Here is a 19269-nt window from a genome sequence, read left to right as displayed (position 1 = left end):
TGTACAATCGCCAATTAATCCCCAATATGGAAGTTGGCTATGGCCTTTCTAATGGTGCTGTTGACCGGCGCGATAGTATTTGTCGTTTTTATTGTTTGTACTGCGATGGCTGCCAAAAGAGGTTCTGAAACAAACATTAGAATTACGCTGGTAGCAGGTGCTATCGCTGCTGCAATGGTTTGGGGTTGGTACTTTAACTGGAGTTCAAGCCCTGACCGGGACAGGGAGCAGGCCGAGAAGGATTGCAATAACACAACAATGGCTTTTGTCATGTCTCAGAATTTCGTAAAGCAAAGGCTGAAAGCTCCAAGCACTGCTGAATTCCCGTACATAACCGACCGAGGCGTGATGGTAGACGTGATACCGGACTGCTCTTTCGGCGTATCAGCATATGTTGATGCTCAGAATGCTTTCGGTGCAGCGATCAGAAGTCGATACACCGTCAAAATGTCGTATGACAGGGCTTCGAAAATGTGGCGCGCGACTGAGCTAAATATTCAGTAATATTTTTTGTTTTCTAAGAACCCGCTTCGGCGGGTTTTTTGTTTTTGGAGAATGGCATGGCCGATACTGATGTCCAGGGTATGTTGGTTCGAATCGAAGCAACAACTGCCCAGTTGCGCCAAGAGATGGCTCGCGCAGACTCCAGCGTCGGCCAGGCATCCACCAAGATCGATAAGAGTTTAGGTCGGATTGATGATGCTTTTGACCGGACAGGCGAGCGAGCCCAGCACGCTTCCGGCTTGATCAAGACTGCATTGGCGACGGCAATCGGCGCAGCTGGTATTGGCAAGATAATTGAGGCGGCTGACTCTTACGGCCAAATGTCCGATCGTATCGGCATGGCGACTAGCAGTGTTGGCGAGTATGAGCTGGTTCAGCAGCGACTGCTGGACACTGCCAAGCGCACCTACCGTCCTCTGGCTGAGGCGCAAGAGCTTTACATCCGAACTTCAGACAGCCTGAAGTCGATGGGCTACAACACCAGCCAGGCGCTGGATGTAATGGATAGTTTCAGCTTTCTGTTAGTGACCAACTCGGCGTCGGCAGATAAAGCCAGTTCAGCAATCGATGCCTATTCGAAGGCGCTTCAGACCGGCAAGGTTGAGGCTGACGGCTGGCAGTCAATTCTCGCGGCGATGCCCACGGTAGTAGATACGATTGCCAAATCGACTGGCAAAACAGCTGAAGAAATCCGGAGCCTCGGCGCGCAAGGGAAGCTCAGCCTGGATATCCTGACTGAGGGGTTGCAAAAGTCCGCCGATGCCAACGGCGTTCTTGCTGATGGAATGAGTGTAGCGGTACGAGACGCAGTGCAAAACCTACAAAACGCATTCACTACTTACGTCGGAAAACTGAACGAAACTACAGACGCTACAGGCATTCTGGCGAGCGGCATCGGGGTTGTTGGCGATAACTTTGAAACGCTCGCAGATGTCGCGATTCTCGCCGCAATCGGGGCGCTTGCCGGGTACGGTCGCGCCGCCGCAGGAAATGCGGCCGTTGCAGTTAAATCGGCGATTCAGGACGCTGCCGCGCGCAAAGCCCAGGCCGCATCTGTGTTGCTCGTCGCTCAAGCCGAACAGCAGAAGGCACAAACCACCGTTTTTCTGGCAGAGAAAGAAGCACTCGCCGCCCGGGGTACTGCGGTTCAAACGCAGATGTCTCTGCAACTGGCCGAAGCCAGGACGGTCGAGGCCCGCGCAACTAATGCCGTCGCCATCGCTCAAGCGGGTGTGAGAAGCGCGTCGACAACTCTACTGGGTGTCCTCGGAGGGCCGGCCGGCATTGCAATGCTGGCAATCGGTGCGGCCACTGCGTTTCTAACTCTTCGCGACAACACCGGATTTCTTGAGAAAAAGCTGGGGGACCTATCAGCGCCTCTTGACGTTTTGATCAAGAAATTTAACGAACTTGGGAGGGCGACTCAGGCTGTCACACTGCGTGAACTGCGCTCTGAAATCGATAAGACTCAGCGCAAGGTCGAAGAAACTTCTGGCGCGATTGCGGATAAATTCGAAAACAGCCTTCGCGATGCTGGCGCTGCCGGTCAGGACGGGGGCCTTGCCGCAGGTTTCGTCAGCCTGTCGAAGGATGCTCAAGCTGCACTAGATATCGTCAAGAAGGCATCCAAGGATTCGGCCAGCGGCGTCGCAGTTGACTGGGCTGCTGTTGCGAACAAGGTTCGCGCCTTCCCCGCTGTTGTCTCTGAATCCATGGCGCAAGGGATTGAGGAGAGCGCTGGTGATGTCGAGAAACTCACGGCAACGCTTACCGCTAACCAGGCTGCACTTTCTGCATTCTCTGCCGAGAACAACAAGTCCGCAGATGGGCTTGGCAAGAATGCAGCCGCTGCTGCCGCCGCGACGGCTGCCGGTGAAAAATACCTTGAACAGCTAGATAAGCAGCTTGGAACCCTGCAGGACAAGACGGCCGCTGAGGCAGCGGAGCGTGTAATTCTTAAAGAGAATATCGACACTCAAAGTGCTGTCGCAGCGTCTATTCGCGCCCGAGCTAAAGCTATTGATGAGCAAAAGGCAGCGGACGACGCCGCGACGAAGGCCAAGCAGAAGAACGCCAGCGCTACTGAATCGGCAGCAAAGAAGCAGGTAAAGGACTTTGCTACTGCCGAGGAAGGCTACAAGCGCCAGATCGAGCTTATCAACACCACCGGCAACAAGCAGAACGAAGCCACGGAGGTGATGAAGCTGTCCTTCGAACTCCAGGAGGGCAAGCTCGGCAAGCTGAGCGAGGCGCAAAAGAAAAAACTCCAGGGCATGGCCGCTGAGCTGGATGCGCTGAACAAGCTGAAGAAGGCCAACGAGGACGACCTGAAGCTCACGGCGTTCAAGAATGCCCAAGCCCTGACTACCCAAACCACGAAGGATGGCTTCGACCAGGAGTTGGCTGGCGTCGGTATGGGCGACAAGGCCCGGGACCGGATGCGCGCTGATCTGGCTATGCGGCAGAAGTACGCGGCTGACGTTGCGAGCCTCAATGAGCAGCGCAACACCGGGCAGATCACGCCTGAGCTTTATGCCAATGAGACCCAGGTCCTGCAGGATGAGCTGAACAAGCGTCTGCTGGCGCAGGAGAATTTCTACGCTGCGACGGATGAGCAGCAAGCCAACTGGATGAATGGCGTCAACGAGGCCTGGGCCAATTACGCAGACGCGGCGCGGGACTATTCGGCCCAGGCTACGGATATCACCAATACCGCATTGAGCGAGGCCACTGGCGGGCTTGGCACATTCTTTTCGGATGTTGCCAGTGGCGCAGAGAGTGCCGGTGACGCATTGGGCGATATGGTTGGCAACTTCGCCAAGTCGATGCTCAAGGCTTTGGGTGATATGGCGGCGCAGTGGCTGATCTACCAGGGCGTGCAGTTGCTGGTGGGCAAAACAACTCAGGCTGGCGCCGCCACTACGTTGGGTGCCAATGCTCAGGCTATGTCCTTGCAGGCTGGCCTGAACGCTTACGCCTCGACTGCGGCAATTCCGATCATTGGTCCAGCAGCCGCGCCGGCGGCAATGGCGGCGGCGCTTACCGTCACCGGCCCCCTGGCATCGGCGGTGGGCATGACCGCGCTGGCGGGTATGGCGCACGACGGTATCGATTCGGTTCCCGAAGATGGCAGTTGGTTTCTGCAAAAGGGCGAGCGTGTAACTACTGCTCAAACCAGCGCGAAGCTTGATGCAATGCTGTCCAGGATCGACAACAGCCTGAGTGGCGCACAGCCACAAGCCCAGATCGGCGTGGGCAGCCTGGAGTCACTTGGCAACGGGCGCGCGGCAATGATTGGCGGCGGCGCTGATTCTGCGCCGAGCGGTCCTACACAAATCGTGTTCAACGCACCAATCAACGTACAGGCTCAGCCCGGCATGAGTGATCAGGATGCGGCGCGCCAAGGGCAGGCGGTGTCTGCCGGCCTGGAAACGCAGTTCGGCAAATTCCTGGACGCGGAGATGCGTCAGGGTGGCCGGCTGTGGAGGCGATGATGGCCGAGACATTTACCTTTGATGTTGAGGTGGGCACCGACGGCGATATCAGCCAGCGCACTTGGGAGAATGAGTTCGGTGACGGGATGGTTCAGGCCGGCGGCATAGGTCTTAACACCAAGAGTCAGGTCTGGAACCTGGTGCACACTGGCGAGAATCTGCCGGGCGAGGAATTGCCCGAGCTTTTGGCGTTCCTGGATCGGCACGAAGGCTACAAGGCCTTCCGGTACGCACCGCCGGGCGAGCCTGAAGGATGGTACCGCACCAACGGCTACAAGAAAAAAGCCCTTGGCGAGGAGATCTACACCGTCACCTTCACCGTCAAACAAGTGTTCAATCCCCGACCTTAACCCTCACCAAGCCCCGCCAAGTGCGGGGTTTATTGTTTCTGGGGCCCTATGAATTACAACACCGACATTCAAAAGCTTGAGCCGGGCAACCAGATCAGGCTGTACGAGCTGGACGCTACGCGCCTTGGCGGCCTGCTCTGGCGTTTCCACGGCCACGCTCACGAAGGCGATATAATCTGGCAGGGACAGCTTTACTCACCGCTCCAGATCGAGGCCAAGGGCTTCGACATCCGCGGCGATGGGCGGCCAGCCACACCCACGCTGCAGGTGGATGATGAGCTAGGCGGCGTGCGCGGGGCGATCACAGCCCTGTGCTTCCAGTTCCGCGACCTGGCCGGGGCTAGGGTCAAGGTGATCGAGACCTTCCGCCACTTCCTGGATGCCGCCAACTTTCCCGACGGCAATCCGGAAGCCAGCAACCAGTCGAAAACGAATCTCTGGTTTATCGAGCAGAAGACCGAGGCGCTGCCGAGCATCTCGGTCACGTTCTCGCTGTCGAGCCCCACCGACATGGAAGGGCAGATGTTGCCTTCCCAGCAGATCACCAAGCTTTGCCGGTGGGCCTGCCGCGGTGGGTACCGGCAAGAGGCCTGCGCCTACACCGGCACGGCGATGTTCGACAAGAAGAACCAGCCAACGGACAACCCTGCTCTTGACCGCTGCGGAGGCTGGTGGAGCAGCTGCAAGCTTCGGGGCAACACCCGCCGGTTTGGTGGGTCCATGGGCGCAAGCCTGATAGCAAGCTCGAGGTAACGATGCGCATCAATCAAAAGCTACAGGATGAGGTCCGGGCGCACGCTGAGCGCGCCTACCCGGCTGAGGCCTGCGGTGTGCTGATCAAGTCCGCCTCCGGCCGTGAATACGTGCCCTGCGGAAACCTGGCCACCACTCCGCGTGAACACTTCCAGATCGATCACAAGGACATGGCCCGGGCGGAAGATCGGGGCGAGGTGCTGGCGATCATCCACAGCCACCCCGACAAGGCGCCGGCGCCAAGCATGGCCGACCGCGTCAGCTGTGAGCTGCATGAATTGCCCTGGGGCATTGTCGGCTGGCCCGGCGGTGACTTTGAGTGGTTCAAGCCTTCGGGTTTCCAGGCACCGCTGTTGGGTCGAGACTTCTCCCATGGGCTGCTTGACTGCTGGGCCGCGTGCCGCGACTGGTACGCGCGCGAGGCGGGCCTGCAGCTACCAAACTTCGAGCGCTCCGACCTGTGGTGGGAGCAGAAAGACGGCCCAAGCCTCTACGAGGACAACTTCGCGGCTACCGGTTTCTATCAGGTCAACGAGGCCCGGCGCGGCGACATGCTTGTGTTGCAGATTCCGACGCCGGGCCGGGAGTGCTATTTCCCTAATCACGCCGTGATCTATCTGGGCGATGAGCCGGCGCTCATCAGCGAGCCGGCGCCAAAACTTGGCGGGTCCGGCCCGTTCATTTACCACCACATGCCTGGCCGCCTGGCTGTTCGTGAAATCTACGGTTGGTCGATGGCGAACCGCGTGAAATTGATCCTCCGGCACAAGGACTACCGCCCATGACCATGCGTACCATCAAGCTCGGCGGCGTGCTGGGCAAGAAGTTTGGCAGGGAGTACCGGCTCGACCTGTACGGCATTCACGACGCCACAGCGGCACTGTGCGCGATGAAGCCGGGCTTTGAGAAGTTCATGCGAACAGCGCACGAGCGCGGCATGGTCTTCGCGGTGTTCGTCGACGAGCGCAACGTTAGCGAGCAAGAGCTCGAGCTGGTCGGGCGTACCGAAGGTGACATTCGTATTCAGCCGATCATTCAGGGGAGCAAACAGGCGGGCATGTTTCAGACCCTGCTAGGTGTGGTGTTGATTGTCGCGGGCCTGGTTTCTGGTGGCAGTACGACCACGCTCGGTATGGGGCTGCTCGCCGCGGGTGCCGCTGTTGGCTTAGGTGGTGTAGTGCAGATGCTATCCCCTACAACAAAAGCCAATGCTGAAGGCAAGAACGACGACGGCAACAACCCCAGCTACGGCTTCGGTGGGGCGGTGACGACTATTGCGCAGGGCAACCCGTACCCACTGCTTTACGGCGAGCGCGAGATCGGCGGGGCAGTCGAGTCTGGCGGGATCTACACCCAAGACAACATCTGATTCAGTTACCACAACAAACCCGCTTCGGCGGGTTTTTGCATTCTGGAGGGCGCATGAGCGCAGTAGCAAAGAAGGCGTGCCGCGCAGCACCTCGTAAGCGCCGGGCCGTAATTGGCGGAAAGGGCGGCCAGGCCAAGCAGAAGCAGCCGAGCATCGCCTCCAATAGTGTGCCATCGATCTCCACCGCGCGAATCACCTACCTCTGGAGCTGGGGCCCCATTGTTGGTCCGGTTGATGGGCTGCGCTCCGTAAAGCTGAACGGCACCCCCGTGCAGGCTCCCGACGGCACGATCAACTATCCCACGGTGAAATGGCAGTTCCGTCCCGGTGAGTTGAACCAAACTCGCCTCGAGGGAATCGCCGAATCAAGCAACGAAATCGACGTCAAGACTGAACTTGTCTACGGCACGCCATGGCTTCACACCATCACCAACTCGGTGATCGATGCTGTTCGTCTGCGTCTCAGCTGGCCGGCTCTGCGCAGCCAGGATTCCTCGGGCAACATCAGTGGCGTCCGTATCGATTATGCGGTGGACATCTCCACCGACAATGGGCCGTACGTGCAGGTGCTGGCCTCTGCTGTGGACCGCAAAAACGTCACCGAGTACGAGCGTGCCCACCGCATCGAGTTGCCGGCCGGTAGCCGCTGGACCATCCGGGTTCGCCGGCTGACTCCGAACGCCAACTCCGACCTGGTAGTTGATCAGATGATCGTCAAGGCCATCGCCGAGGTTGTGGACAGCGATCAGGAATATCCGCTGACGTCGGTAGGATGCATTGAGTACGACGCGCAGACCTTTGGTGGCGATATCGCCAAGATTGCCGTGCTGATGCGCGGGCGCATCATCCGTGTCCCAGCCAACTACGACGCAGCCACTCGTACGTACGCCACAGCAGGGACCGGCACAAGTAACGGGATTTGGGACGGCACCTTCAAGGAGGCCTACACCAACAACCCAGCATTCATTTTCTATGACTTGGTGCTTCATCCCTATTACGGCCTGGGCGACCGAATCGATGCGACCATGATTGATCGCTGGGCGCTGTACCGCATTGCGCAGTACTGCGATCAGATGATTCCTGACGGCAAAGGGGGGCAAGAGCCTCGGTTCACCTGCAACCTTTACTTCCAGAAGCAGGCCGAGGCCTACGCAGTGCTGCAGGACCTAGCCTCAATCTTTCACGGCTTGGCCTACTGGGACGGCAGCCAGATCGTGGTAAACGCCGATATGCCGGGTGATCCGGTCTACACCTACAACCAAACGCAGATCCTAAACTCGGGAGCCATCAAGTACGAAGGCACCCGCGCCCGCGACCGGCACAGCCTTTATACGGTGTCCTGGGACAATCCAGATCAGGGCTTCGAGACGGACAAGGAGCCGGTCTTCGACGATGAGGCCATGGTCGAGCTTGGCGGGATTGTGCGCGAAACATCGATTGACGCCATTGGCTGCACATCCCTGGGCCAGGCCCAGCGCGCCGGGCAGTGGGCGGCGCTCACAGAAAAACTGCAAACCCAGGGTGCCGTCTTTCGTGTAGGGCTCGACGGGGATATCCCCAAGCCTGGACAAGTGATCGCTGTGGCCGACCCCATGCTGGTTGGACGCAACAACGGCGGCAGGATATCGGCGGCGGCTGGCCGCGTGGTCACGCTGGACCGCGATACCGTAGTACCGGTGGGCGCGCGGCTGATGGTCAACCTGCCAAGCGGAAAGTCAGAGGGCCGCGTGGTCAAGTCGGTCTCTGGCCGAGACGTGACGCTGATGGCTGATTTCAGCGAACAGCCTCAGGCGGAAGCCGGGTGGATTCTGGATTATGAAGACCTGAAGCTGATGCAGTTCTACGTCCGCAACGTGACGCGCCCGGAGTGGCACCAGTTCCAATTCGAAGTTATCCAGCATGACCCGAGCAAGTTTGACGCGATCGACAACGGCGCCGTGGTCGACATTAGGCCGATCACCGGTATTCCCGCTGGCAGCCAGGAAGCGCCGGCTCGCGTGATGCTCAGCCAGAACGTGGTGATTGAGCAGGGTATTGCTGTGACGGTCATGTCCATTGCCTGGGACGCAGCACCGGGTGCTGTTGCTTATGACGTTGAATGGAAGTGGGGTGCAAGGGAGTGGATCACCGTGCCACGCACCGCCGAACTGATGGTGGACGTGCGCGGAATCTACTCCGGGCAGTATATGGCCAGGGTGCGAGCGGTCAGCGCGCTCAACGTTTCCTCGATTCCGACGGCCTCAGCCCTGACCAACCTGGAAGGGAAGGTCGGCCTGCCGCCGGCGGTGGCGTTCCTGTCCACCACCAGCGAACTGTTCGGCATCGGCATCAAGTGGGGCTTTCCTGCTGGCGCCGAAGACACCCAGCGCACCGAGCTGTGGTATGGCCCGGCAAATGACCTGGCGGCGGCGACCAAGCTAGCCGACCTGGCGTATCCGCAGGCTGATTACAGTATGCAGGCCCTCAAGGCTGGAGCGCAGTTCTTCTTCTGGGCGCGTCTCGTGGACCGCACCGGCAACGTTGGCCCGTTCTACCCGCACGGCAATGGCGTGATGGGCCAGGCCAGCGCCGACGCGGCACCGGTGTTGGAGCTGATCGCTGGACAGATAGGCCGCACGGAGCTGGGCCAGGACATCAATGACGAGATCGATAAGATCCCAGGCTTGCAGGCGCAGATTGATGCGCTTGATGGGCTGTCGGCCTACGACCCTGAGTCTGTCTACCTCGAAGGCGACCTGGTGGTGGTTGGCAAGCGGATCTACCAGGCCACGCAGTTAGTGCCGGTCGATACTTCGCCGCCGAACGCTGCGTACTGGGTGGACGTGGGCCAGGTGCTTGTCACTGCCAACGGACTGGCGCGCCAGGTTGAGATCAACACCACCATCATCACCGAGCTCGACGGTGCGGTCATGGCCCAGGCGTCGAGCCTCCAGGCGTTGCAGTCGGCGTACCGGGACGATACAGGAGAGGGCGATCTCGCTGACGCACTCCAGGGCTATAACGCATCGGCGAGCTTCGCACAGGAGGTGAAGACGCGGGCCTCGCAGAACGCAGCCATGGTGCAACGGCAGACCGAACTCACCGCCGAGGTGGGCGAGGTAAGCGGCTCGGTGAGCGAACTCGAAAGCGTGGTGGTCACCGACCGAGAGGCTACTTCGCAGGCCATCCAGCAGGTCAGGGCTGAGATCGGTGAAACCTCTGCGGCCGTCCAGGTCGTGAGCCAGGCCCAGGCCGACACCGACGGCAAGTTCTCCACGATGTACTCCGTGAAGATGCAGGTGAATGCTGACGGCCAGCTGGTCGCTGCCGGGTTTGGACTGGGTATTGAGCAGGATGAGGAGGGCGTACTTCAGAGTCAGTTCCTGGTGAGCGCTGATCGCTTCTCCATCGTCAGCACGCTGTCCGGCGGACAGGCATTCACGCCGTTCACGGTGGATAACGGTCAGGTCTTCATGCGCTCTACCTTCATCCAGGACGGCAGTATCACCATGCTCAAGATCGGGCAGGCGCTGGAATCGGACAACTACGTCGCCGGTGTACAGGGATGGCGCCTTGATAAAGCGGGGAATCTGGAGTTCAACGGGCCGGCACCTGGTGGCGGGCGCCTGACGATGACCAACCGGGCGATCAAGGTCTACGACGAAAACAATGTCAAGCGAGTGCAACTCGGGGATCTGACGGCATGAGCTTCGGAATGAGAATATGGGGGCCGACCGGCTCCCTTGAGTTGGATGAGAACTCCTTTACAGTAAGGGTTATATATTCAGCGGTAGTTCAATCAGGTCAACCAAGTCCGGGATATACAAGGTATATATCTATACCGGGCGTCGATCCTTCCACCCATTCTGCTGTCTGCGTCCCAATTGCAAACTATGATACCGGCGGCACAAGTATGTATGCTATCCAATATATCCCTATATTGTCTTCTGGCGGAGTGACAATATATTTCGGGCAGCCTGGCGCACCATCCGGGTCATCTCTCGGCTTGGCTCCGCAGAGACTTATTGTTATGAGGTATCGGTAATGTCTTACGGGCTAACCTTTACAAATAATAATGACGTTGTAACGCTTGACTCGGAATTTTCCAGGCTTGTCGTTTTAGCAAGCGGCACATATAGCGGGGTCGGTGGCGCGGGGGCGTCGTTCCCGTTCGTAATCACTACCCAAGAGCCACCGCTTGTTTTCGTGAGGCCAGGCCAGTCAAACACACTGTGTTTCTGCAAGCTATCGGGAGGCCCTGGAGCCTGGACCGGATTTTCGTTCACCGGCATAGCCGGAGTTGGAACCTCTGGGAACTGGTTTGCTGCCGCTTTTCAATCCAAGGAGATAGCCACCTTCGGGCTAAGATTATGGGATGGTAATTCAAAACTGCTGTTTGATAGTGGTACGGCCTGCGCTCAGTTCACAAGAACGATTACAGGCTGGTCATATTTAGGTTCGTCCCCAACAGGGCAAGGTACATCAAGACTTAGCTGGACAGCATATAGCCCACTTGGTTCTGGTGACTATATGCTCCTTAATAATATTGCAATGGATATTGCAGGTCTTACATCTCGGCAGGGAAATCAATATGCCGTGTGGGACTATGGTAATGATAGGCTTGTTATGCAAGTTGTCGGGGTTGATATCTCAACTTCATACTATACGCCTGTTGTATTTGCCAAGCCGATTTCTTAACTGCTGGAAAACGATTAGAGACCGATAGCCGCCATGTGCGGTTTTTTATCGCCTGGAGAAAATATGACCTGGTACAAAACAGGAACAGTTGCTGTGACGGCTGGCAGCAATGCCGTGATTGGCACGGGAACATCCTTCATTGCGAATTCGCGCGTTGGCGATGCGTTCCGTGGTCCTGACGGTGAGTGGTACGAAGTCACCAACATTGCCAGCGACACGGCATTGTCGATCGCACCGAATTACCAGGGCACCACTCTGGCAGCAGGCGGTTACTCGCTTGCGCCGATGCAGGGATACGTCAAGGACTCGGCTGATGCCCTTCGGGCGGCTACCCAGGTGATTGCCAGCGGTGTTGCTGATATGCAGGATCAGGTGGCGGCCGCGACAGAGGCTGCCGCATCGGCAGGGCAATCCAAGACGGTGGCCGCCGAGCAGGCCGGCATCGCAAGCGCGGCGGCTGATGCATCTGCGGAGAACAAGAATGCCGCGCAGCTGGCGGCTCAGCAAAGCGGTTTATCTGCCCAGGCATCCGCCGCGGCGGCTGATCGAGCAGAGACGGCCAAGACCTCCATCATTCAATCGGAGCAGGCGGCCGCAGCATCTGCATCAGCTGCGGCAGCATCTGCTGAACACGCTGAGGAGGTCACGCTCGGCAAGGCCGCCAGTGGTGACAACAATGACATCACGTCTCTGGGCGCGCTCACCGCGGATGGCTTCGACAGGTTGCGGCAGGGCATTGCGCCGATGGTTGGCGCGACGGCGACCACGGCGGGCAAGAAGGGGCTTGTTCCGCCGGGAGCGCCAGGCGACCAGGATAAGTTCCTAACCGCTGGAGGGGCGTACAAGGAGGCGGGCGCAGGCTTGCCAGTTGGCTCGCTCGTGCCATGGTCCGTTTCACGCACGACGCTACCGGCCGGATGGATTACCCGTGATGGGCAGTTGCTCAATCGGGCTGATTGGCCAGACCTTTGGGCCCTGGTCTCGGCAACAGCAGTGACCGACGCGGTGTGGCTGGCTGCGCCGTATGATCAGCGCGGTAAGTATTCCAGCGGTAATGGCACGACCACGTTCCGCATGCCAGATACCAATGCGAAGCACGCAGACGGAAACACCCTTGCGGCAATGTTCCTGCGCGGCGATGGGAAAAATTCGGCGGGCTCACCCGGGTTGCATCAGGCGGATCAGGTGCAGGGGATGCGTCACGCTACAATTGTGACGGCTTCCACTAATGCAACCAGACCCGCGTCAATGGACCCGGAGTTCTTGTTCATCGCGGACAAGCTCTACTCCCAAAGCATTAACGGGACGGCATTTGGTGCTGGTTATGTCGCAACTACCGGCCGACAGGTCGCCGATGGGGTCAATGGTACGCCTCGCGTAGGGGCTGAAACGCGCGGCCCCGGCGAGACGGTCATCTGGTGCACTGTTGGAGCAGGAAAGTCCGTAAACCCCGGCGCTGTAGACGTGACGGCGCTAGCTACCACTGTTTCGAACCAATCAGCCCTGATCGCGGGAAAGCTTTCCGTTGTCAGCATGGGCGGGACCGACCTAAATGGGTGGGCAAAATATTCCGACGGGACGATCAAGCAATGGGGGGTTGTCAGCGTGTCTAGCACTGGTACGGCTGGGACGGTTTTTTCATTCAATACACCCTTCATCACGGCAGTGCGGAGTTTTGGCTTTACCCCAAATCAAAGCGGTCGAGCTGGGGCGGCGGAAGCTAATAGTACCGGCCGGCCAGAAAGCGTTTCCCAGTTCCGGATCGCTAGCGGCCAATCAGCGACACCGCTTAATTTCAATTGGTGGGCAGAAGGGGTTTAGCCATGTTCTTCGACGCACAAACGATGACGTTTCAGTCCCAGGATACCGAGCCACCAAGCTACTGGGTGCTTACCGATGAGTATTACGGTGAGCTTCTGGATGGTCGGGGCCAGGGAAATACAATTGAGCTTGATCCGCTCACGCAGGGCCCGGTGCTGGTTCCTATCCCTGGGCCGAGCTGGCAGGAATTGCAGGCGCCGATTGAGGCCGCGTGGCGCGATTCTGAAATGCCCAGGGCGCAGCAGAATGTGACTGCCATCGAGTACGGCGAGGACGGAATTCCCGGAACAGCCCAACAGTGGCAGAAGTATTGGCTGGCGCTACGCAAGTGGACCGCCGACAACCCTGATTTCCCCGACAGCACCAAGCGTCCCGTAGCTCCCGCCTGATAGCACCTGAACACCACCACCCGCCATGAGCGGGTTTATTTTTGCCTGGAGAAAGCCATGCCTATCACTGAGCAGCAACTGCTGCAGATTCTCCCGAACGCCTGCCGCAATGCCGGCGTTTTCGTTCCCGTCCTGAACACGGCCATGAACCGTTACGGCATCGTCGGCACGCCGCGTGCGGCAGCATTCATCGCCCAGGTCGGGCACGAGTCGGGCCAGTTGCGGCTGGTGCGCGAGATCTGGGGGCCTACGGCGCAGCAGGCCGGCTATGAAGGGCGTGCCGATCTGGGCAACACCGTGAAGGGCGACGGCTCCAAGTATCGTGGCCGTGGCCTGATCCAGATCACCGGTCGAGCCAACTACGCCGCGTGCGGTGAAGCCCTGGGCCTGGACCTGCTCAGCAAGCCGGAACTGCTTGAGCAGCCACAGCACGCCGCGATGTCTGCGGCGTGGTTCTGGTCTACGAAAGGGCTGAACACGCTGGCGGACCAGGGTGATTTCGTGAGAATCACCCGCCGCATCAATGGGGGGCTGAACGGCCTGGCTGATCGGCAGGCGCTGTATGACAACGCCTTGAAGGTGCTGGCATGAGCGGCACGGGATTCACCAGGTTGTCGCGAGTGCTGGCTCAGGCCAAGGAGGGAGATCTCTTCTTCCAGTGCCCGGGTTGCGACATGGTGCACGGCATCTCAACTGGAAATGGGCCTGGCCCGCGCTGGGGTTACAACGGCAACGCCGAGGCACCTACCTTCACGCCGTCGGTGCTGGTTCGAACCACGGCCGCCCCTGACGGGCGCAGTGTAATGACGCCTGAGGATGAGGCTGAATACGACGCTATCTATGCCAAGGGTGGAAGAGAGGCAGTTTTTGCCAGCCGCTTCGGCAAGGTCTGCCACTCATTCGTCACCAATGGTCGTATCCAGTATCTGGGCGACTGCACGCATAAGCTGGCCGGCCAGACCGTTGACCTGCCTGACTGGGAGGATGAGCAATGATGACTCCCGGGCAGATCCTGGGCGCGATCCTGCTGGCGATGGTTATCAGCGCCGCCGGCGCCTGGCAGGTGCAGGACTGGCGGATGGGCGAGAAGCTCGCCGAGCAGGCCGGCCTGCACAAGGATGACCTGGCGGAAATCACCAATGCCGCCGCCGCCCAAGCGCGCACCGAGACCGACAAGCGCCTGGCCCTGGAGCAGCAGCTCGCTGGCCAGGACCAACAACACACCAAGGAATTATCCGATGCCCAACGCAACCAGGCTGTTTTGCGCGATCGCCTTGCTACTTCTGATGTCCGGCTGTCAGTCCTTCTCGACGCCGCGGATACAGCCAGTGGCAGCAACGTGCCTTCCTCCCCCGGCGCCGTCGGCGTGGTTCATGGAGCCGCGCGAGCCCAACTTGACCCAGCGCATGCTCAACGAATTATCGCCATCACCGACGCCGGCGACCAAGGACTGATCGCGCTGCGGGCGTGCCAGGCTTATGTTAGGGCGATAGCTCGCTGACCTACATCCGAGGTCAAAAAATTAGCACGCCAAAAAGCAAAGCCCCGGAGGTTCGCAACTCCAGGGCTTCTATTTCCGCCTCCATCCCTTTAAATGCCGGCGAACGTGGCACGGACATTACCAGCGATGCGCCATCAAATCACTACTGCGATAGGTTGATTGTATTCAGTTGGCAGGACGTCGTGGGAGGGATCAGCAAGCAGGCATGGCTTCAATATGGCCAAACATATCAAGAAATTCGCTAGGTCCGTTCAGGCCACCAGCATCGAAAGGACGAGACCAATGTGCGAGCCAATCCTCTAGATCTTCCTCATCATATTCGTGGCGCGCGACGCCAACCATAATCTCTACGAACTCATCACCTGGCGCCGTCAGCTCATACCCGTTCAGCAACAGAAACATATAGCCGGCCGCCGCAGCGGTTCGCTTGTTGGCATTTGCAAATGGGTGATTTTGGATAAGGCTTTGCATCAGCAGTGCAGCCAGACAGAACATGTCTTGATTGCCGGTGTAGTACCGATGCTGTGCTGGTCGCTGCTGAGATGAGCTCAGTTCGTTTGGCTTGATAACCGCTATGGGTTCGCCAGGAGTCTGAGCGAGGATTAAACGCTTGTTGATCCAGATCAGCGCTTCAGGAGTGAGATACCTGATCCCCTCCTGAGTTTCGCTGATTTCCGACAGTTCCATTGGCGGCATGAGGCTGACCTTCGATCAGACTTTAGCCAGATCCTCAAACGCTTTTTCGTAGCGATGGAATGCGGTGCAGAAAGCCTTTTCGATTTGAGCCTGGTATGCGCCTTCAGCCGGACGTGCAGTCGCCACGCGCGCTTTATCGCGCTGCGGGATGTAGATGCGGTCGGTTTTTTTCAGTGCGTGTCCCACGGTCTTCTCCTCGTCCCGGCGGTGCCAGGGAATGCCATAACTGGTCTAGAAATGGTCTTCATGCGCCGTAAAACGTAATTTACGGTCCACTTAAAGTGGGGGGCGATTCTTCATATGTCAACGCATGAAGTCAATGAAAAATAACTATCGGAAAGCCCGTTCGTCATTTTGCTCCCCTTCACACGGTGTGTATCGGCCGTAATTTCGGAACCTAAATGCCTTGTTGAAACCATTCATGACATCAGACAGCAATCTCGCTAAGCAGTTCGTAAAATTGACCCAGTGATCAGGATGCGATCGCAAATCGCTGCAAAATTCTGTCTAAAACTACCTCGACCTATTCCGGTTTCATTGGTCGAAACAGGCGCTATCTCGCTGACTCGTTTTAGACAGCAGATCGCTGCAAGCCACGCAGTCAGAGGCGTTCGACCTTCTCAAGCCCATACTGCTGCATCATTGGGGTGTGGGAGGACAGATCGGACGTGTTTTTACTCATTGGATAGTAGGCAAATTCGTTGAAAGTGATGGGGCAAAGGGGGCGCTTGGCCCAGCATTTTTTGCGATGGCGGCAAGGTTAACACGCGAGGTCGGGAGGACACAGGTCGCTAACGGACAGGTAAAACGCAAAAGGGGGGCAGCGCATTTTAATAAATGCGCTGCCCCCCTTTTAGCTTTTGCCCATCAAAGCTTCATGGAATCACATCTGCTGTTTCCATCACTGCTGTTTAAGGTGTCATCGCGTTGCACTGAGCGCGTAAATCGCTATTGCTGATGTTGGCGCAACTGGCCGCAAAGGTGTAACCACTGAACATCAACAACACCACAAGCACGAGTTTCATCACGATCTTCCTTGGTTTATCAAGAAACAGCCTGCCGCTGCTTGATCTAATCTAAGCGGGTGTTTCAAATTGACATCGCTTTGGCTGGAGGCTCCATTGCTGCAAGGGATGATTGCAGGCCTCTGCGCTCAAGATGCATAAAATATGCAAATCAGCATTTGCCAATCCGCAAAACTCCCGTCACTATCCCCGCTATGCAAAAACGCAACGTTTCTATCGTCTTAAGAGAACTGCTGGATCGCGACCGAATCTCCCCCACGGAGCTTCATCGGCGTACCGGCGTGCCTCAATCCACGCTGTCCCGGATCCTCAGCGGCAAGATCGTTGATCCGTCGGACAAGCACATTTCCCGTATCGCCGAGTACTTCCGCGTCAGCACCGACCAGTTGCGCGGGCGCGCGGCGGTGGGCGTTTCGCGGGATGACGGGCGTGACCCGATGCATTCGGAACTCAAGGACATAAGCCTGTGGGACGACGACACCCCCGTAAATGACGACGAGGTGTCGATCCCCTTTCTGCGCGAGGTTGAATTGGCTGCTGGATCAGGAAGATTCGTCATCGAGGAAAGCGAGAAGGCCAGCCTGCGGTTCGGTAAGCGCAGCCTGCGACATAACGGCGTGCAGTTCGACCAGGCCAAGTGTGTGACGGTGCGCGGTAACAGCATGTTGCCGGTGTTGCGCGATGGCGCGACGGTAGGGGTGAATGCAGGCAAGAGCGCAATTGGAGACATCGTCGATGGCGACTTGTACGCCATCAATCACAATGGCCAATTGCGGGTCAAACAGCTCTATCGCCTGCCTTCCGGGATTCGCCTGCGCAGTTTCAACCGCGATGAGCATCCCGACGAGGACTACAGCTTCCAGGATATCCAGGATGAGCAAATCAGCATCCTCGGTCATGTGTTCTGGTGGGGCATGTACGCCCGCTAACCTTCTTCTGTAAGACACGGCCCGCCAATGAGCGGGCTTTTTTTCGCCTAGGGAAAATGGCCGGGCCCTTTGCCTGCAAGGCTTTAATGCACCTGTACATTGATCGAGCAAAAATAAATGCATTTACGCATTGACTGTATATGCATACATGCATATTCTTCGTCTCAAGCCAGCCAACAAGGTCTGGTGGAGGCGGCAAGGAAGCTGCCAGGAAAGACAAGGACGGCACGCAACATCGGCAAGGACGCCATCCGAGCGATGGCAGGGAGGCCAGGCAATACCGGCAAGGATGCCGACGCTCTTTAGTGACACCGCTTCAAGGAACAGGCAGCGATGAACCGGCCTCAACGGTTCAGAGGGTTGGCAACTGACCCGGGTGTGCAGCGTAAAGCACCAGAAGCAGTTATCCGGCAGACAGGGATCGTGGTCGGAAAAACATCGAGGAAAGATCTGTACCGCGCCAGTAGCGCCGAAAGATCGAGGACATCATTACTGAAAAGCCTGGGCAACCGGGCTTTTTGGAATGCCTACCTACCCATGGAAGTTACCCCAACACCGGCACTCTGCCGGCATTGCTCAGCCAGGAGGCGTGACATGACAAACGAGCAGCAAGCGTTAGCGGAAATGCCTATCTGGCTGGTGATCGTACTGGCCCTGATCGGCGGTGTATCCGGCGAAATGTGGCGTGCCGACAAGGAGGGCGCCCGCGGTTGGTCGCTGGTGCGGCGCCTGGCCCTGCGGTCCGGGGCGTGCATGGTCTGCGGGGTCTCGGCCTTGATGCTGTGCTACGCCGCCGGCATGTCGATCTGGACCGCCGGCGCCATTGGTTGCCTGACCGCCATGGCCGGCGCGGATGTCGCCATCGGTCTTTATGAACGCTGGGCGGCCAAGCGCATCGGGGTCAACGAGCCCCCAACCTCTCGCCCGGATCAGCAGTAACCGCTGCAAGGACGCAACGCAATGACACTTATCGAAAAGCCATCCCAACTGCCTGTGGCGATTGGGCAGGCGCTGAAGAGCGCCTTCCCACAATTGCGCGTAGGCAATCATCAGGACTTTGTCGGCACCGGAGATAAAACCGGCGTATTGATCAGCGTCGAGCGCAACGGCCCCAACGTTCGCTCCTTGGAAGGACGCAAGGCACACGCCTTGTCCGTTTCACTCAGGGTCACGGTTGCCGGCGGCGCTGCTCCTTTTGACGCCTGCGACCTGGCCAGCCAATTGATGGACCTGACGCTGGATAACCGTTGGGGCCTGCCGCCCGATCAATGCGATTTGCCCACGGCCATCGTCGCGGCACCGACCGCACTCACAGGTGCCGAAACGGACTACGACGCGTGGACAGTGTTCTTCTCCCAAAACCTCTATTTCGGTCCGTCGTTGCTCGAAGATCCCACAGGCACCCCGCTGTTTGCCCACACCTGGGAAGTCTCGGACATCGACGATCCGAATCAATATCGTCCCCTGCAGGAGTAGTCCATGTTCGACGCATTGCTACGTGTGCAACTGGGGCCGATCGTCGAGCGCCTGGCGGAAATGGACGCCCAGCTCGAAGACCTGTATCGACGCGCGGAAAGTTTCTGTCGGATTGGCATATGCCAGGAGGTCGACGCCGCCACCAATATCAACGCCTTGACGCAGGGACAAGTGCGCTTGCGGGAAACGTTGGAGACGCTCAACAGTTCGTTGTCCAACCCGAGCCGTTCGATCAAAGCCCCAGACCCCGAAGCTGATGCCCCACTGGTGGTAACAAAACCATGG

At 58.4% G+C, this 19269-nt stretch carries 18 protein-coding genes and 2 pseudogenes; 18 read left to right on the top strand and 2 right to left on the bottom strand.

Annotated features, from left to right (window positions below):
- The first annotated feature begins 39 nt into the window (after positions 1 to 39).
- The 14 genes and pseudogenes from BLR63_RS16430 to BLR63_RS16365 all read left to right on the top strand — a co-directional run bounded on the left by BLR63_RS16430 (position 40) and on the right by BLR63_RS16365 (position 14858).
- On the top strand, positions 40 to 504 hold the full coding sequence (locus BLR63_RS16430) for a hypothetical protein (RefSeq protein ID WP_010564199.1): 465 nt from the start codon (positions 40 to 42) through the stop codon (positions 502 to 504).
- Positions 505 to 560: 56 nt separating this feature from the next.
- Positions 561 to 3998: a tape measure protein gene (locus BLR63_RS16425; RefSeq protein WP_010564200.1), complete on the top strand. Its 3438-nt coding sequence runs from the start codon at positions 561 to 563 to the stop codon at positions 3996 to 3998.
- Positions 3998 to 4348, top strand: coding sequence for a phage tail protein (locus BLR63_RS16420; protein WP_010564201.1), 351 nt, complete (start codon positions 3998 to 4000; stop codon positions 4346 to 4348). Before BLR63_RS16425 ends, BLR63_RS16420 begins: the two co-directional genes overlap by 1 nt.
- 48 nt (positions 4349 to 4396) lie before the next feature.
- Entirely contained in the window at positions 4397 to 5101 is a 705-nt protein-coding gene (locus BLR63_RS16415; protein WP_010564202.1) for a phage minor tail protein L, read from the top strand.
- 2 nt (positions 5102 to 5103) lie between these two features.
- On the top strand, positions 5104 to 5886 hold the full coding sequence (locus BLR63_RS16410; protein ID WP_010564203.1) for a C40 family peptidase: 783 nt from the start codon (positions 5104 to 5106) through the stop codon (positions 5884 to 5886).
- Positions 5883 to 6470 (top strand): tail assembly protein, encoded by a 588-nt coding sequence (locus BLR63_RS16405; RefSeq protein WP_010564204.1) that lies wholly within the window; start codon positions 5883 to 5885, stop codon positions 6468 to 6470. Before BLR63_RS16410 ends, BLR63_RS16405 begins: the two co-directional genes overlap by 4 nt.
- 53 nt (positions 6471 to 6523) lie before the next feature.
- Positions 6524 to 10156 (top strand): host specificity protein J, encoded by a 3633-nt coding sequence (locus BLR63_RS16400; protein ID WP_010564205.1) that lies wholly within the window; start codon positions 6524 to 6526, stop codon positions 10154 to 10156.
- A 337-nt stretch (positions 10157 to 10493) separates the two neighbouring features.
- On the top strand, positions 10494 to 11147 hold the full coding sequence (locus BLR63_RS16390; protein WP_081480353.1) for a hypothetical protein: 654 nt from the start codon (positions 10494 to 10496) through the stop codon (positions 11145 to 11147).
- A 63-nt stretch (positions 11148 to 11210) separates the two neighbouring features.
- Positions 11211 to 11474, top strand: a pseudogene (locus BLR63_RS16385) (hypothetical protein); the annotation flags it as partial.
- A 33-nt stretch (positions 11475 to 11507) separates the two neighbouring features.
- On the top strand, positions 11508 to 12968 hold the full coding sequence (locus BLR63_RS32565) for a phage tail protein (RefSeq protein ID WP_456239021.1): 1461 nt from the start codon (positions 11508 to 11510) through the stop codon (positions 12966 to 12968).
- 2 nt (positions 12969 to 12970) lie between these two features.
- Entirely contained in the window at positions 12971 to 13357 is a 387-nt protein-coding gene (locus BLR63_RS31650) for a hypothetical protein (RefSeq protein WP_010567794.1), read from the top strand.
- Between the two features lie 57 nt (positions 13358 to 13414).
- Positions 13415 to 13948 carry a glycoside hydrolase family 19 protein gene (locus BLR63_RS16375; RefSeq protein ID WP_010567793.1) on the top strand — a complete coding sequence of 178 codons (534 nt, stop codon included), beginning with the start codon at positions 13415 to 13417 and terminating at the stop codon, positions 13946 to 13948.
- A complete protein-coding gene (locus BLR63_RS16370; protein ID WP_010567792.1) occupies positions 13945 to 14352 on the top strand; it encodes a DUF6527 family protein in 408 nt (135 codons plus the stop codon). The genes BLR63_RS16375 and BLR63_RS16370 overlap by 4 nt, the downstream gene beginning before the upstream one ends.
- Complete coding sequence (locus BLR63_RS16365) at positions 14352 to 14858, top strand: lysis system i-spanin subunit Rz (RefSeq protein WP_010567791.1); 507 nt, start codon at positions 14352 to 14354, stop codon at positions 14856 to 14858. The genes BLR63_RS16370 and BLR63_RS16365 overlap by 1 nt, the downstream gene beginning before the upstream one ends.
- Before the next feature lie 192 nt (positions 14859 to 15050).
- Here the strand turns inward: BLR63_RS16365 and BLR63_RS16360 are convergent, their stop codons facing one another.
- Positions 15051 to 15554: a type II toxin-antitoxin system death-on-curing family toxin gene (locus BLR63_RS16360; RefSeq protein WP_010567790.1), complete on the bottom strand. Its 504-nt coding sequence runs from the start codon at positions 15552 to 15554 to the stop codon at positions 15051 to 15053.
- Positions 15555 to 15569: 15 nt separating this feature from the next.
- Positions 15570 to 15740 (bottom strand): hypothetical protein, encoded by a 171-nt coding sequence (locus BLR63_RS31520; protein ID WP_010567789.1) that lies wholly within the window; start codon positions 15738 to 15740, stop codon positions 15570 to 15572.
- A gap of 1033 nt (positions 15741 to 16773) precedes the next feature.
- Between BLR63_RS31520 and BLR63_RS16355 the strand changes: the two genes are divergently transcribed.
- The 4 genes and pseudogenes from BLR63_RS16355 to BLR63_RS16335 all read left to right on the top strand — a co-directional run.
- Positions 16774 to 17508, top strand: a complete 735-nt coding sequence (locus tag BLR63_RS16355; RefSeq protein ID WP_078833449.1) for a LexA family transcriptional regulator — start codon at positions 16774 to 16776, stop codon at positions 17506 to 17508.
- Between the two features lie 594 nt (positions 17509 to 18102).
- A complete protein-coding gene (locus BLR63_RS16345) occupies positions 18103 to 18447 on the top strand; it encodes a phage holin family protein (RefSeq protein ID WP_010567787.1) in 345 nt (114 codons plus the stop codon).
- A 21-nt stretch (positions 18448 to 18468) separates the two neighbouring features.
- The gene (locus BLR63_RS16340) at positions 18469 to 18984 is read left to right on the top strand and encodes a hypothetical protein (protein WP_010567786.1); all 516 of its coding nucleotides are present in this window, start codon (positions 18469 to 18471) and stop codon (positions 18982 to 18984) included.
- Positions 18985 to 18987: 3 nt separating this feature from the next.
- A pseudogene (locus BLR63_RS16335) lies at positions 18988 to 19132 on the top strand (phage baseplate assembly protein V); the annotation flags it as partial.
- Positions 19133 to 19269: the final 137 nt, after the last annotated feature.

It is taken from the genome of Pseudomonas extremaustralis (assembly GCF_900102035.1).
GTDB lineage: Bacteria > Pseudomonadota > Gammaproteobacteria > Pseudomonadales > Pseudomonadaceae > Aquipseudomonas > Aquipseudomonas extremaustralis.
Note: the sequence above shows the minus strand (reverse complement) of the source record. Positions and strands in the feature narration are given on the sequence as shown.

Excerpts from the sequence above, each read along its gene's own strand:
- BLR63_RS16430 (WP_010564199.1), top strand. The coding sequence starts at position 40 with ATGGCCTTTCTAATGGTGCTGTTGACCGGCGCGATAGTATTTGTCGTT.
- BLR63_RS16425 (WP_010564200.1), top strand. The coding sequence starts at position 561 with ATGGCCGATACTGATGTCCAGGGTATGTTGGTTCGAATCGAAGCAACA.
- BLR63_RS16420 (WP_010564201.1), top strand. The coding sequence starts at position 3,998 with ATGGCCGAGACATTTACCTTTGATGTTGAGGTGGGCACCGACGGCGAT.
- BLR63_RS16415 (WP_010564202.1), top strand. The coding sequence starts at position 4,397 with ATGAATTACAACACCGACATTCAAAAGCTTGAGCCGGGCAACCAGATC.
- BLR63_RS16410 (WP_010564203.1), top strand. The coding sequence starts at position 5,104 with ATGCGCATCAATCAAAAGCTACAGGATGAGGTCCGGGCGCACGCTGAG.
- BLR63_RS16405 (WP_010564204.1), top strand. The coding sequence starts at position 5,883 with ATGACCATGCGTACCATCAAGCTCGGCGGCGTGCTGGGCAAGAAGTTT.
- BLR63_RS16400 (WP_010564205.1), top strand. The coding sequence starts at position 6,524 with ATGAGCGCAGTAGCAAAGAAGGCGTGCCGCGCAGCACCTCGTAAGCGC.
- BLR63_RS16390 (WP_081480353.1), top strand. The coding sequence starts at position 10,494 with ATGTCTTACGGGCTAACCTTTACAAATAATAATGACGTTGTAACGCTT.
- BLR63_RS32565 (WP_456239021.1), top strand. The coding sequence starts at position 11,508 with ATGCAGGATCAGGTGGCGGCCGCGACAGAGGCTGCCGCATCGGCAGGG.
- BLR63_RS31650 (WP_010567794.1), top strand. The coding sequence starts at position 12,971 with ATGTTCTTCGACGCACAAACGATGACGTTTCAGTCCCAGGATACCGAG.
- BLR63_RS16375 (WP_010567793.1), top strand. The coding sequence starts at position 13,415 with ATGCCTATCACTGAGCAGCAACTGCTGCAGATTCTCCCGAACGCCTGC.
- BLR63_RS16370 (WP_010567792.1), top strand. The coding sequence starts at position 13,945 with ATGAGCGGCACGGGATTCACCAGGTTGTCGCGAGTGCTGGCTCAGGCC.
- BLR63_RS16365 (WP_010567791.1), top strand. The coding sequence starts at position 14,352 with ATGACTCCCGGGCAGATCCTGGGCGCGATCCTGCTGGCGATGGTTATC.
- BLR63_RS16360 (WP_010567790.1), bottom strand. The coding sequence starts at position 15,554 with ATGCCGCCAATGGAACTGTCGGAAATCAGCGAAACTCAGGAGGGGATC.
- BLR63_RS16355 (WP_078833449.1), top strand. The coding sequence starts at position 16,774 with ATGCAAAAACGCAACGTTTCTATCGTCTTAAGAGAACTGCTGGATCGC.
- BLR63_RS16345 (WP_010567787.1), top strand. The coding sequence starts at position 18,103 with ATGACAAACGAGCAGCAAGCGTTAGCGGAAATGCCTATCTGGCTGGTG.
- BLR63_RS16340 (WP_010567786.1), top strand. The coding sequence starts at position 18,469 with ATGACACTTATCGAAAAGCCATCCCAACTGCCTGTGGCGATTGGGCAG.